This is a genomic window from Paenibacillus pinihumi DSM 23905 = JCM 16419 (genome assembly GCF_000422505.1).
Lineage (GTDB): Bacteria > Bacillota > Bacilli > Paenibacillales > Paenibacillaceae > Paenibacillus_D > Paenibacillus_D pinihumi.
Genome location: NZ_AULX01000018.1, coordinates 173,088 through 185,723, shown reverse-complemented (window position 1 = coordinate 185,723; position 12,636 = coordinate 173,088). Strand labels below are relative to the sequence as shown.

The window sequence follows — 12,636 nt, the reverse complement described above, 5'->3', positions numbered from 1 at the left end:
TTTCAGCATGCTTTGGCGAATACTTTAACGCTTATTACACGCTCTTAACAAGGAGGGGAATCCTATTGAAGAGGCTCCATGTCGCCTTCATCATTGTAGGCATTGTAATCTTATTGGCAACAACAGGCTGGGGACTGCTCTACCTCTATGCCTCCCAAGACAGCGTGCCCGACGGTACAACAGCCGGGGACGTGCAGATTGGAGGACTCGGGACGAAGCAAGCGCTGGATAAGCTGGATGAGGCCTGGGATGATTTTGAGCAAATGCAGGTGCGGATTTCCCTGAACGACACTGCGGAGAACAGCCGTCAATGGACACTCCGCGAGTTGGGCTTTACGGTCAGGCGGGATGAAACCCGGGACAAAATTCTGGAGCTGAACGAAGGCAGTCTGGCTGAAAAAATGTCCTACCGCTACCGCTTTCCCCGTCAAATCCCGGTTCAGCTGTCAGAAGATTCAAAGATGCTCGAAAAGACCATTCGCTCGCAATGGGGCTGGCTGGAGTACAACGAGCCTGTCAATGCCAGACGCTCCTTTACCGCATGGGACCAGATTGTCTATGAACCGCATCAGGACGGGCATCGTCTGGAACTGAACAAGCTGTTCTCCCAGCTCAGCAAATGGGCGAGTCAGGCGATAGAAGGACAAGCTGACCACCGGCAGTTCGTGCTTCAGGTGGCCGCCGTGCATCCCCCTGTCACTTTAGACCGCTTGAAACAGCAAGGGGTCGAGCGGAAAATCTCCAGCTTCAGTACCGATTTCGCCCGCAGCTCGGAAGGCCGGGCTTATAATGTGACCTCTACCGCAAAAATATTAAACGACTGGGAGCTCGCTCCCGGGGAAATATTCGACTACAGCAAGGTCATTTCCGCTGCACAGGAGCACTACGGCTTTAGGGAAGCGCCGGTCATTGTGAACGGGCGTGTGGTGCCGGGCATCGGCGGCGGTATCTGCCAGGTATCCAGCACCTTGTATAACGCAGCCTTGCTCGCCGGGCTGGACATCGTCGAACGCCGCAACCACTCCAAGGCCGTTCCTTACCTGCCTATGGGGCGGGATGCGACTTTTGCCGAAGGCTATCTCAATTTTCGCTTCCGCAATTCAACTGAACATCACATGGTCATTCGTACAGAAGTGAGCAACCGGACGCTCACAGTCAAGCTGTTCGGCACCATGCCAAAAGCAACCCGTTACATCATAGAGACAAAGCTGGTCAAGACCATTCAGCCCCCTGTCAGGGAGATTGTGAGCAGCTCAGCCGGACGCGGCGGACGTGTTGTACTGAAGCAGGGTACTGTCGGCTATATAGTCGAGGTGTACCGCACCCGGATGGAGCATGATAAGAAAACGGAGCGGGAATTGATCTCCACAGATACTTATCCCGCTCTGCCAACGATTGTAGGGGTTTCCCGCAAGACAGATGTAAAACCGGATGAGGACCCGTTCACCTCCCCGGACGGCCTTCTGCCTGACCAGGGAGCCAACCCGATCGTAGAGGATGGACTGTTGTTGCCTGAGAAACAGTAATTGCATCAATTCGCATCCCGGGCTTCATTGGCCTCATAGCATACAAATAAGGCATCCGCATGCATCCGCCTCTGGACAGAGACGGCGCTTGCGGACGCCTTTATTTTCATATATCTGAATCCATATGCCCCTTCGCAGTTATTGCGGCTCCTTGGCACGGTCAGGAAGCTGAGCGGCATAACTGTTGGAAAGGTGAAGCAGTTCCAGCGCTTTTTCATACTCATCTTCTGTCGCCTCGCCGCTATGAAGTCCTCCATCGCCTGCGAGCGGATACTCTGTTCCATCCTCATAGCCGCTTCCCGGCATGAACAGCGATTTTTCGCTGACGAAGGACCCGGAAGGCAAATAATAGCGCTGCGGCAGCAAGTTATAGGGCTGATTAATAATATCCTGGCCAAAGTGGATTTGCTCATCCAGCGAAATGCCGAGCAGGTTGGCTACTGTAGGCAGCACATCCACCTGGCCGCCAATTTGCCCGAACACTTCCGGATGCGTAAATCCGGGGCCGATAACCGCCAGCGGAATGTTAATCATATCCGTATAGCTGTATTCGTGTCCGTAAATTTCCGCCATCAATTCCTTGTCCTTGCGCTCCAGTGAGTAGATCGGGAGGCCAAGATGGTCTCCATAGATAACGATCATGCTGTTATCCCATACCCCGCTCTCCTTCAAGCTGCCGATGAACTCTCCAAGTGCGTAGTCCGCATAGTTCTGGGCACGAATATAGTCACCGACGAAAGTCCCTTCATAACGCTCAGGGAGCGTCATCTTATACTTTTCAGCAGGAATGGTATACGGATGGTGGGCCGTCATTGAAATGATGTGGGCATAGAACGGTTCCGGCTGATGATCCATTTCCTTGAGCTTATCCAGCGTCTTGCTGTACAACACTTCATCTGAGGCGCCGAAGAAGACCGTGTCCTCTTCGCCAAAATATTTCGCATCATAATAATTGTCGAAGCCGAGCGCCTTGTACAGCTCCCCGCGGTTCCAGAATTCCACAACATTCGTATGGAAGGTTGCCGTATTATATCCTTGCGATTTCATCAGCTTCGGCAGACTTGGCAGCTCCTTTCCGGCATAGACGCCGGTAGCTGCACCGCGCTGCGGAATGTACAAGGAGGTATTCACGACGAACTCGGCATCAGACGTATTGCCCTGCCCCACCTGCTGATAGAAATTGGAAAAGTAAAAATTATCCTTCACCAGGCGGTTGAGATTCGGTGTAACTTCCTGTCCGTCAAGCTTGAGGCCGACCAGGAAGTTCTGGAAAGATTCCATCTGGATGATAATCAGATTTTTCCCTTTGGCAGCGCCTTGAAGCTTGGGCTCCTGCAGCGGCCTGGTCTGCTTGATGCCGTCAATTTTAGCCTGGGTAATATCCGCAGCCGGCGTCCATTCCTGATCCTTTTTAGAGAAGATCGTATATGCCTCGTAGTTGAGAATGCCCATCTCCTCCGCCTTTTTCAGCTCGTTCATGCTGGCGCGGTTAGGAAATATATTTACAAAGCACATTACGAGCGAAACAACGAACAGCGCGGTCACATACCTTCTGCGTTCTTTTCCCGAGGAAGGCAGCTTCCATTCCAGTTTCTTTCTCCCTCTCAAATAGAAAAAGGCCAAAACCACAATATCAGTAAAAATGAGCAAATAGTAAGGTTTAATCAAAGAAAATACGCTGTTCTTGACAGCTGTCACCTGATTGACCTGCTCCAGGGCATGATAGTCTACAATAACCCCGTAATATTGATAATACATAATCGCTGCAAAAAAGATCACTGTCACCAGAAGATTAGTCAGAAAGTAATAGAACAGCTTTCTTTTGGAAGCAAACCACTCAATCAGGCAAAAGATCAGCCAGATGAATGGAATCTCCGTCAATAAAGGCGCCAGAGATAATTCAGTTCCGAAAATGGACACATAAGCCAGATAGCTCTTCAAAAGCAGCAATACAGTGAAAAATCCAAACGGCTTCGTCCGTAAACCCTGAAATGCCTTCGACAGCGACATCATCAGCTTCCTCCCTTTCACAGCGAAACAGACGAATTCGCTTCATTCGTCTGCCTGTTATCCGAAGTTTCAAATAAAATTAATTATGCTGCCCGGACATTTGAAAGTCAAAGCCGGGGAAACGCCTCCATTTTAACTAACAGACGGAATAACCGCATTGCCGCAGCTTTTACATCCTGTTTCACTTTATACGGTCCGTTTACGCAGCCAACTGATTATTTCATCGAGTGTCCGCACAGGGACAATTTCGAGCTTCTGCGCCCCCTTGCGGGCATCATTCTCTTGTCCGGCCGGAACGAAGAAAACATCCGCTCCAGCCCGCTCCGCGGTGAACGCCTTCTGTTGAATGCCTCCGATGCGCCCAATGGCGCCGTCAGCCTCAATTGTCCCCGTCACAGCTACGCGATGCCCGTTGGTGATTCCTCCGGGTGTCAGCTGATCGATCAGCGTCAGCGCAAGCGCAGCCCCGTGCGACGGCCCGCCCTCATGGGCAAAATAAGCATTGAAGGTGACCTGCAGCGGCAGATCCAGATGAAGATTATCCATGGCCTGAATGCCCATGATTGCCTTTTGCGGATCATCCGCATCCCGAATCGTATAGAGCTGCAGCGGCAATTTCTCTTCCTCCCGCAAAATCACGATCCTGACAGCCTCCCCTGGTACTACCTTTGCCATCTGTTCTTTCAGCCCGTCCATCGAGGTTACCGGAGAATCGTTCACACTTATGATGACATCCCCTGGATGGAGCTTGCCGGAAGCAGGACCGGAAGTGTCGACCAGTAATACCTTGGCCCCGTTCTTCACAATCCCTTTCCCTATACCTGCTTCATGGAATGCGATGGCGCTGCCGAGTTGATCAGCCTCTGTCTTCAGGTCCCTTACGAGGCTCTCATATTCACCTATCGACATCCCTAGCGACTCCAGCGGACGGAATTGGTAGCCCGGAAACAGCTTCGCATACAGGTAATCGGCGGGAAACGCCGGACGGTCAAAGACGAGCAGACCCATAATTTCCCCTTTCGGCTGGCCGCCCTCCACATGCACATAACGGTTCATATTAATGGTTAACCCCGGATAGGTCACAAGAGCTGCAGTCGGCCAGAACAAACCGCATAGCAGCGCCGCTGATACTGTGAATAGCGTCAGCCCGCGCCACGGGAATTTTGCTCCCCGCGTGCGAATTTCATAGCACATAACATCCCAGACTGCTCCAAGCCATACGAATATCATTAACCCGGCCAAAACAATCAGAAACATGACCGACAGCTCCCGCCTGATGCCCATATACAATAAGATCAGGATACAAACCGTGGAAAGGATCAGAATCGCCCCTTTGCGGATGATGCCGGTCCTTCTCCTCCATTTGCGGCGTGTACGCTCTGCTCCTCCGGCCGCATTCTCCTGCTGAAGCTGCCAGCGCAGCCCCGCAGCAGCTCCTGCCGCCCATAACAGCGGCGGAATGAGCAGCAAGAAGACGAGCCAATTGAGCATATCAAGCCAGTATATGCCTCCCCAATGGAATACATCAGGTATCCAGATCAATTCTCCCGTTATGCACAGCAGGATTGCTGCCGCCATTCCGTAGCCATACCAACGCTGCCATCTTGCCACCGTTATCCCCCGTTCCCACTGTTTCACTATTCAATTATAATACCATCTTACAATACCCGGATGCGAACAGGCTGCATGTTAATTTTCGAAAAAGAGCTTTTCAAGCCAAGCTGGTGTATGATATAATTTGTAAGCGCTAACATAAAAGTCGCGAATCTCTAATGGGGGGAGCTTGAAAAGGATGAGTGTAGCGTTGGAAACCAAAAACGTGTATGAAAACTTTGAGGTTGAGACGGACATTCTTTTTTTCAAAGTCGGCTCACTGGGCATGGTCAGCTTCCACGGCAGAAATTACAATATTAAAAAGAGGATGTCTGCGGAGCAGCTCAAATCTATGATTGCCAAAGCCTGCTTTGTGCAAGTGAAGTCGGATTGCTATGTGAATCTGGGAAAAATCAGCGCTATTGAGAATGATCTTCTCTACTTCGGCTCTGAACTTGGGGACGGCAAGACGATTCCGGTCACGAAAAGAAAACAGGCCATGATCAGAGAACTGCTCAAGCACAAGCAGTAGCAATACAGACGGATGGCTCGCCGCATATGGCGGGCCGCGTCTGTGTCCGCAGCCAAACAACCTGGAAGCCGGGAGAACCCTGGTCATTCGTATGAAACATACGGATGACCAGGGTTCTTTTATATTATCAGGCCAGCCGCCGCGAACATTTGGCAACCACAGTTAAATGAAGCCCCTTGTTCAGACAATGCCGGTAAAGTGAAGGCCCCCGCCGCATGCTACAATGGGGTCATCATATGACAAAGGATGTGCATACAAACGATGAGCAAGCTCAGAATCGGAATTATCGGGCTCGGCAATATGGGTAGCGGACACGCCCGCTATTTGATCAAAGGCGAAGTATCAGGCGCAGTTTTGACAGCGGTTTCAGATCCCAGACCGGAACAACTTCAGTGGGCCGAAGAAGAACTTGGCAGCGATGTGGCCCGTTTTGCTGATTATGGCGAATTGCTCCGCTCCGGGCTCGTAGACGGCGTCATTATTTGCACTCCTCATTATAATCATCCGGAGCAGGCAATCGAAGCGTTCCAGGCAGGACTTCATGTACTGATTGAAAAGCCGGCCGGTGTCTATACAAAGCAAGTGAGACTGATGAATGAAGCTGCCGCAGCCAGCGGCAAAGTATTCGGAATTATGTACAACCAGCGCACCAATCCGTTGTACCGGAAGCTCAAAGACCTGATCAGCTCCGGCGAGCTCGGGGAAATCCGCCGCACGAACTGGATTATTACGAACTGGTACCGAACCCAAAGCTATTACAATTCCGGCGGCTGGCGCGCTACCTGGGCAGGAGAAGGCGGCGGTGTGCTGATCAATCAGGACCCTCACCAACTGGATCTGTGGCAGTGGACGACCGGCATGATGCCGAAGCGGGTGCGGGCATTCTGCTCCTTCGGCAAGCACCGGGATATCGAGGTTGAGAATGATGTGACCGCTTATGTGGAATATGAGAACGGTGCCTCCGGCCTGTTCGTTACCTCCACCTTTGAAGCTCCAGGCACGAACCGCTTTGAGCTGTCCGGGGACCGCGGCAAAATTGTAATTGAAGACGGAAAAATGACTTTTTGGCGGACAAGAGTGTCCGAGACGGAATTCAACCGCAGCTTTGCGGGCGGCTTCGGCCAGCCGGAATGCTGGAAATGCGAGATTCCGATCGACGGACACGGTGAAGAGCATAAGGGGATTACCAAGGACTGGACCAATGCCATATTGAAAGGCACGCCTCTGCTCGCGCCGGGCGAGGAAGGCATCCGCGGACTGACCTTGTCCAATGCCATGCTGCTCTCTACCTGGACCGATGACTGGGTCGATCTCCCGATCAATGAAGATTTGTTCTATGAGAAACTGCAAGAGCAGATTCGCGCTTCCAAATCCAATAAGCAGACAGACGAATACCAGACACTTAATGTCAAAGGCACACACTAGCAAGGAGGAAGCTTCGAAATGAGCAAGCAGGATGGGATGAATTACGCCCCCAAGGGCAAGCCACGCCCGGTTGTAGAGCCGGGACAGTTCACCTTTGCGGCCATGGCCCTTGAACATGGGCACATCTACGGGATGTGCAACGGCCTCATTGAAGCAGGAGCCACGCTGAAGTTCGTATACGACCCGGACCCGGAGAAGGTGGCGGCATTTTGCCGCCAGTATCCGGGGGTTACGGCCGTCTCGTCCGAGCAGGAGATTTTGCAGGACCCGGACATCCGCCTTGTCGCGGCCGCGGCGGTCCCTTGCGAGCGTGGACCGTTAGGCGTCAAAGTCATGCGCCACGGCAAGGACTACTTCACAGACAAAACACCGTTCACGACTCTGGAGCAGCTTGAAGAAGCGAAAGCCGCCGCCGCTGAGACGGGAAGAAAATATACCGTTTATTTTAGCGAACGGCTGCATGTGGAGAGCGCTGTATTTGCAGGACAGCTCATCGCCGAGGGTGCGATCGGCCGCGTCGTTCAAGTAATCGGCCTTGGTCCCCACAGGCTCAATGCCCCCTCCAGGCCGGACTGGTTCTTCCGGCATGAGAAATACGGGGGTATCCTGTGCGATATCGGGAGTCACCAGATTGAGCAGTTCCTCTATTACACCGGCAATACAGACGCCCGCGTAGTGAGCAGCAAAGTCGCCAACTACCACAACAAGAAATACCCGGAGCTGGAGGATTTCGGCGATGCGACGCTGGTCGGCGGCAACGGTGCTACCCAATATTTTCGTGTCGACTGGCTGACTCCGTCCGGGCTATCCACCTGGGGAGATGGACGTACGCTGCTGCTGGGCACGAATGGATATATTGAATTGCGCAAGTATGTGGATATTGCGCGCAGCAAGCAGGGCAATCATCTGTATCTTGTTAACGCGGACGGCGAACAGCATATCGAGCTGGAAGGCAAGGTCGGCTACCCTTTCTTCGGGGAGCTGGTTCTGGACTGCCTGGAGAGAACGGAACGCGCCATGACCCAGGCTCATATATTCAAGGCCGCAGAGCTGTGTCTGCTTGCCCAGCAGCAAGCGGTTCGTGTGGAATAACGTTTCCAAGCAAAACAGAACAGGAGGACAATCATGAAGCTATCTGTATTTACTGTGGCAACTCCGGATTTGACCCCGGAGCAGCTTGCTGCTGCCGCCAAGGAAGCCGGGTTGGACGGCATTGAGTGGCGCTTCAAGGAAATTCCCGAGGAAGCTAAGGACGAATCTCCCTCCTTCTGGCGGAACAACCTCTGCTCGCTCTCCCCATTTGAGGATGAGAGCGGCTGGGCACGCTTCAAGCAGGCTTCCGCAGCGTCTGGGCTTGAGAATGTCAGCGTGACCCCTTACCTGACGGCTGGCGATCTGGAGGCCACAGAGAAGGTGCTGCAGGCTGCAAGCTATCTCGGCGCATCCATCATTCGTCTCGGTGTGCCCGGCTACAACCGGACGGAGAGCTTTAACAGCCTGTTCCAGAAGGAACGGGAATATTTGAAGGCAGCTGAGTCGCTCTGCAAGCAATATGGAGTCAAGGGCGTTATCGAGACCCACCACGTGACCATCTCCCCAAGCGCCTCTGCCGCTTACCGGCTGGTTGAAGGGCTGGACCCGGATTGGATCGGCGTTCTATACGATCCAGGCAATATGGTGCACGAAGGCTTCGAGAATTACCGGATGGGAATGGAACTGCTCGGCCCTTATCTGGCCCATGTCCATATCAAGAACGCAGGCTGGTTCAAGCAAGATGAGCCGGGTTCAGCAGGTGAAAGTATTTGGGGAAGCAAATGGGTCGGATTAATCGACGGGATCGTCCCGCTTAGACAAATCGTTGAGGACTTGCGTGCAGTTCATTACGAAGGGTATCTGGGTCTGGAGGATTTCAGCGGACAATTCGCTTCCATCCCGATGCTGAATAATTATGTGCAATATATGAAAAGGCTGCTGCAAGAAGGCTGATCTCCTTTCAGTGAGAACTAATCACGAGGCAACTGGTGTGCAGCACAGTTAAGCCCGGATACAAAAAACGGTCCCTTGAGGGACCGTTTTTTGTATCCTATTGCTTCAGCTTTCATGGAAGCACGGGACTGTCCGTCCCGGTTCATCAATCAGCTTTTTAATACAGGCAGCAATTTAGTCCCTTGGCTCATCTCCGATTTGCAGATGGGACATAGAGGCTCTGTGTCGAACGAAAAATCATTTCTCATCCAACAGCTGCAGCTGTCATTACTGCATGTCCAGATTGCAGTTTGTTCCTCGGGCGTCGGCTCTACATTTTTTTTCGAATAATAGATATCGATCCCTCCTTATGCTGCGGTCTCCCAGCCAAGTCCTGAACCTTTTTCACAAGCAGGGGCCATTTGAAGCCGTTATTTTATTGTATCCCGAACGTTCTGGAAATAGTACCAATTTTTAAAATTAATCCATTTTCAGCCGTTTCATAAAATCCTCTGCAGCGCTGTAACCCTGCTGCCTTAAATACCAGCTGTTTGCCGCAGCTTCAATCAATCCGGCGACATCGCGCCCCGGCTGAAGCTGAATTTCAATATGCGGAATTTTGACATCCATATACTCTGTATATTTCTGCTCCAGTTCCAGCTCATTATTCAGCGCATTCTCCTGCCACTTGGTCAGCTCGATGTCGAGCACGATACGCGTCTCTTCCTGAAAAGCCTTGCGCCCGTAGAGCCGGGACACATTAATCAGTCCGATGCTTCGCAGTGCCAGCAGTTCCTTGGTATTCTCGTCATGCGTACCCAAAAGCGTCTGCGGACTCAGCTTTTTCAGCACCACAATATCATCTGCAACAAGACGATGGCCGCGGCGGATCAGCGTGTGCGCAGTCTCGCTCTTCCCTACCCCGGATTTACCACGCAATATAATGCCAATCCCCGACACATTTAGACATACGCCGTGAATCGCAATCTGTGGTGCCAGCGTCTTCGTCAGATAAGCATCCAGTCTGCCCATGAATTCGGTCGTTGTCGCCCCAGTCCGCAGAAGCGGAATCTGCTCTTCCTCACAATACTTCGTGAGATAGGTAAGGCCTTCCTGATTGGCTGTTACAATAAAACATGGAGGATGGTACTTTACGATATTTCCGATCCGCTGCTTCCTTTCATCCAAATCCAGTTTATGCAAGTAAGTAATCTCTTTCTTCCCAAGCACCTGCACATGCTCTTGCGGGAAAAAATCAAAGTAGCCTACAAATTCAAGCCCCGGCCGGTAAGTACGCGATTTTCCAATCGTACGGTGCATGTGATTGCAGCCTGCCAGTACTTCCAATGAAAACCTGTCTGCAAGCTCTTGAACGGTAATGGTTTTCATTCTACATCCTCCTACAGCCTCAAATTTCGTCCTTTCTCGTTCCTCCTTTACTATTATTCGTTACGTGAGGCCGATATCCCTGCTCCGGCGAGGCTTGGAAAGGTTTACTCACCGTAAAAAGACACGTATACTATAAGGTATGCTATCTAGTTGCGAGGTGAAGCACGTTGGAAAATTTAAAGCAAGCGTATGAAACTCTCGGACTTTCCGAAGACGCTTCCAAAGAAGAAGTAGAAAAACGCTATATGACTCTTATCCGCCAAGCCAAAGCACGCGAGATGAGAGAAGAAAATGAAGAAAATGAATCTGACTTTAACTTTGAAAAGATTAATCGTGCCTACAAATTCATATTGAATGCGGATAATCAGCAAGTTCTGGACGAAATGACCGCCAATAAGTACGGAAAGTATAAAAAAATGGCCGGTGCGGCCGAGAAAACCGACCATTTCTTCCACTATTACAAGTTTCATTTGCTGGGTGCCCTAATACTGCTTGTATTGATTGGTTATGGAGTGAAAAGCTATATGGATAATCAGGCGGAGAAAGCCGAGCTGGCCAAGCTGCCGCCGATTGATGTGCATGTCATGTATCACGGACAATTTTTTCTTGCAGACCAAAATAATGATATGAAACTGGCCGAGGAACAACTGCTGGCCCTGTTTCCCGACTGGAAGCGCATTAAGGCCGACCTGACCTATGTGCCAAAGGAGACGCGCAGTGAAATGGACATGGCCAGCATCCAAAAGGCGATGCTGAATATTATTACGGAACGGGCCGATGTCTATGTGTTTGATAAAAACACATTCACTCAGCTCGCTGCGCAAGGGCTCCTCATACCATTGGATGAAAAGGTGAAAGGACCGTGGAAGGAACAGCTGCAGCCTGATCAGCTTATGACCTCCCGGACGAATGAAGACACTGAGGATCACGTTTATGGCATTGATGTTTCCCGCAGCAAGCTTGTGGACATGCCTCCAAAATCGGATGAATATATAGTTGGCATTCGTGCCGACACAGAGCGCAAGGACCAATCGTACGAATTCATCGGTCGGCTGCTCGAGAAGCCGTAGAGGAACTGTTCTTCCCTCTTAAAAGCCAAGAAAGCAGCCGCTCGGCTGCTTTCTTGGCTTTTATACAGTCACATGCGGCTGGAGCGGACAGTCTTCACCTTGAAAAACCAGAGATAGAGTCCCCTGCACAAGTACAACGTCCCCATCACACTGAAAAAGGTCCAGTACCATCGCCACTCATGATATTTAACCAGTTGGGTATAGTTCTCCAAGATTACCTCAGGAATACAAATTCCGCCTCCAAATGCGACAGTGTACAGTGTTCTTCTGAGCAGGCTTTCGCCTGTCGGGAAATAAAGTGAGAAAAATATGGAAAGGACCGGGAAAACCAGAAATTCAAAAACAAAGCTGCTGTGTGTCGCTTCCTGCAATTCGCGGGCGGGATATTCGATCCAGCCGAACTCAACTGCAACCAGCCCCAGAATCCAGGTGATCAAGCCCTGGCACAAAAAAATAAATTGCGCCTCTCTCGCCTTTCTTCGGGGTACCCAGAACAGTGAAGCGAGTGTCACAACATAAACACCGGCCAAAATAATTTGCTCCAGGGTCAGCTTCATCGGAAAGCATCCCCTTGCAATCTTTGCTTACGGAAAAACCAGTCATAATAATGATTGACACTATTAAAGCTTGTCCAGACGCTCATAATCAGGATGAAAATAAATAAGGGTTTGAAGCTCATCAGCTCTGTATACTTTTCGCACAACAGAAAACCGGCCACAAAAGCGGCGGCAAAAGCCAGATTATAGCCTAGACGCCTGATGAGCGAACGGCGGGCAGGATAGAAAGCTGCAAAATAAACACCGATCGCCGGAAACAAAACGTAGTGGAACGTAAAGTTAACCGAAGTGGCAATCGAAAAATCGCGCACCGGGTAATCAATCAGATCAAACTCTACATAAATTAAGCCGAGCGACCAGGTGAAAAACTGCACGGCAATGAACAGAAGGAATTTTTCCCGCCACGACAGCCTCTTCAAAACGAACAATGCAATCAGGCTAATGACCCAGGCTGAAATGATAATGATACGTTCAACAGTCAACAGGCCCGCCCCTTTCTGCGTAAAAAATGCCACATGGACATCATTTCCCTACCGCAGCCAAGTTATGCAACCCTGCTTTTCCTGCCA

12 protein-coding genes are annotated in these 12,636 nt (G+C 51.1%); 6 read left to right on the top strand and 6 right to left on the bottom strand.

Annotation, left to right across the window (positions count from 1 at the left end):
* The first annotated feature begins 65 nt into the window (after positions 1-65).
* Complete coding sequence (locus tag H583_RS31890; RefSeq protein ID WP_036708466.1) at positions 66-1,526, top strand: VanW family protein; 1,461 nt, start codon at positions 66-68, stop codon at positions 1,524-1,526.
* Positions 1,527-1,664: 138 nt separating this feature from the next.
* Here the strand turns inward: H583_RS31890 and H583_RS0104515 are convergent, their stop codons facing one another.
* Complete coding sequence (locus H583_RS0104515) at positions 1,665-3,536, bottom strand: LTA synthase family protein (protein WP_425414497.1); 1,872 nt, start codon at positions 3,534-3,536, stop codon at positions 1,665-1,667.
* A gap of 186 nt (positions 3,537-3,722) precedes the next feature.
* Complete coding sequence (locus H583_RS0104510) at positions 3,723-5,147, bottom strand: S16 family serine protease (protein WP_028559430.1); 1,425 nt, start codon at positions 5,145-5,147, stop codon at positions 3,723-3,725.
* Between the two features lie 181 nt (positions 5,148-5,328).
* Here H583_RS0104510 and H583_RS0104505 point away from each other — a divergent pair, with 181 nt between their 5' ends.
* The 4 genes from H583_RS0104505 to H583_RS0104490 all read left to right on the top strand — a co-directional run bounded on the left by H583_RS0104505 (position 5,329) and on the right by H583_RS0104490 (position 9,072).
* On the top strand, positions 5,329-5,661 hold the full coding sequence (locus H583_RS0104505; protein ID WP_028559429.1) for a LytTR family transcriptional regulator DNA-binding domain-containing protein: 333 nt from the start codon (positions 5,329-5,331) through the stop codon (positions 5,659-5,661).
* A gap of 261 nt (positions 5,662-5,922) precedes the next feature.
* Positions 5,923-7,086: a Gfo/Idh/MocA family protein gene (locus H583_RS0104500; RefSeq protein WP_028559428.1), complete on the top strand. Its 1,164-nt coding sequence runs from the start codon at positions 5,923-5,925 to the stop codon at positions 7,084-7,086.
* An 18-nt stretch (positions 7,087-7,104) separates the two neighbouring features.
* Entirely contained in the window at positions 7,105-8,178 is a 1,074-nt protein-coding gene (locus tag H583_RS0104495) for a Gfo/Idh/MocA family protein (protein WP_028559427.1), read from the top strand.
* Between the two features lie 33 nt (positions 8,179-8,211).
* Positions 8,212-9,072 carry a sugar phosphate isomerase/epimerase family protein gene (locus tag H583_RS0104490; protein WP_028559426.1) on the top strand — a complete coding sequence of 287 codons (861 nt, stop codon included), beginning with the start codon at positions 8,212-8,214 and terminating at the stop codon, positions 9,070-9,072.
* Positions 9,073-9,221: 149 nt separating this feature from the next.
* Here the strand turns inward: H583_RS0104490 and H583_RS35910 are convergent, their stop codons facing one another.
* Together H583_RS35910 and hprK are read right to left on the bottom strand one after the other, a co-directional pair.
* Positions 9,222-9,407: a cold-shock protein gene (locus tag H583_RS35910; RefSeq protein ID WP_081666978.1), complete on the bottom strand. Its 186-nt coding sequence runs from the start codon at positions 9,405-9,407 to the stop codon at positions 9,222-9,224.
* A 124-nt stretch (positions 9,408-9,531) separates the two neighbouring features.
* Positions 9,532-10,440, bottom strand: coding sequence for an HPr(Ser) kinase/phosphatase (gene hprK / locus H583_RS0104480; RefSeq protein ID WP_028559424.1), 909 nt, complete (start codon positions 10,438-10,440; stop codon positions 9,532-9,534).
* Between the two features lie 167 nt (positions 10,441-10,607).
* On the opposite strand from hprK, the gene H583_RS0104475 reads away from it, so the two are divergent.
* Positions 10,608-11,510 (top strand): DnaJ domain-containing protein, encoded by a 903-nt coding sequence (locus tag H583_RS0104475; protein WP_028559423.1) that lies wholly within the window; start codon positions 10,608-10,610, stop codon positions 11,508-11,510.
* 68 nt (positions 11,511-11,578) lie between these two features.
* Here the strand turns inward: H583_RS0104475 and H583_RS0104470 are convergent, their stop codons facing one another.
* A complete protein-coding gene (locus H583_RS0104470) occupies positions 11,579-12,067 on the bottom strand; it encodes a CBO0543 family protein (RefSeq protein ID WP_051235981.1) in 489 nt (162 codons plus the stop codon).
* Positions 12,064-12,549, bottom strand: a complete 486-nt coding sequence (locus H583_RS0104465) for a CBO0543 family protein (protein WP_154665797.1) — start codon at positions 12,547-12,549, stop codon at positions 12,064-12,066. The genes H583_RS0104470 and H583_RS0104465 overlap by 4 nt, the downstream gene beginning before the upstream one ends.
* Between the last annotated feature and the right edge of the window lie 87 nt (positions 12,550-12,636).